The sequence below is a fragment of the Cohnella baijiui genome (assembly GCF_020731285.1).
In the GTDB taxonomy this organism is placed as follows: Bacteria; Bacillota; Bacilli; order Paenibacillales; family Paenibacillaceae; genus Cohnella.
This window is the reverse complement of record NZ_JAJFOW010000152.1, coordinates 1-364: the sequence shown is the minus strand read 5'-3', so window position 1 is coordinate 364 and position 364 is coordinate 1. Positions and strand designations below refer to the sequence as shown.

Sequence of the window (364 nt, the reverse complement as noted above, 5' to 3'; positions counted from 1 at the left end):
CCGCTTTGGACGATCATACGAAACGATGATTGATAGACGGTAATTTCTAATGGTTGTAATTTGACGGGGGGTTCTGCTGCATCCCCACTGTACAGTACATCGCTCATTGATTCCCACAGTTTTTTAGAAGAGAGGCGCTCCGGTTGATAGATGATACCGGTCTTATGCAGCGCGGGTATGGCTTTACTATGCGCAGCTTGTGTGAATGGAATACGAGATAAATAATTGGCTGGAAAAGCGCCAGCCACCTCCTCGAGTTTCTTGGGAAGCTTCTTGTTATGGATGTAGTAGTTGTACAGTGCACTGCGGACAATAAGAAGCTGCTCAAGCCTTGTGCGTTGCTGTGTGATTGTGTCTTTAATTC

General features: G+C 46.2%; 1 pseudogene. It reads right to left on the bottom strand.

The features are described 5' to 3' along the window. A pseudogene (locus LKX83_RS32085) lies at positions 1–364 on the bottom strand (hypothetical protein); the annotation flags it as partial.